This window comes from Pleomorphochaeta sp. DL1XJH-081 (assembly GCF_049310885.1).
In the GTDB taxonomy this organism is placed as follows: Bacteria; Spirochaetota; Spirochaetia; order Sphaerochaetales; family Sphaerochaetaceae; genus CAYZJV01.
Genome location: NZ_JBMDYO010000176.1, coordinates 1 through 250 on the forward strand (window position 1 = coordinate 1; position 250 = coordinate 250).

The following is a 250-nucleotide window of genomic DNA, read 5'->3' on the forward strand; positions in this document are numbered from 1 at the left end:
TGATTACCAGATGATTACTCTGCTTGACTTCTTCCATAACCACGTAGGTACGGGTGTCGTTTACGCCCGGCAGGCGCAGCAGGGTTTCGCCCAGCAATTTACGATACGCTGACATGTCCGGTACGCGGGTTTTCAACAGATAGTCAAAATCACCGGATACCAAGTGACACTCTTGAATTTCTTCAAGTTTTTGTACTGCGGCGTTAAATTGCTCAAACACATCTGGCGCACCACGATTCAGAGTAATCTC

Annotated in this window: 1 protein-coding gene; it reads right to left on the bottom strand. The window is 47.6% G+C overall.

Annotation, left to right across the window (positions count from 1 at the left end; all coding sequences use genetic code 11):
* Positions 1-250: Lrp/AsnC ligand binding domain-containing protein (locus tag ACODJP_RS14380; RefSeq protein WP_422482662.1), on the bottom strand; the 250-nt coding region annotated here is incomplete at both ends.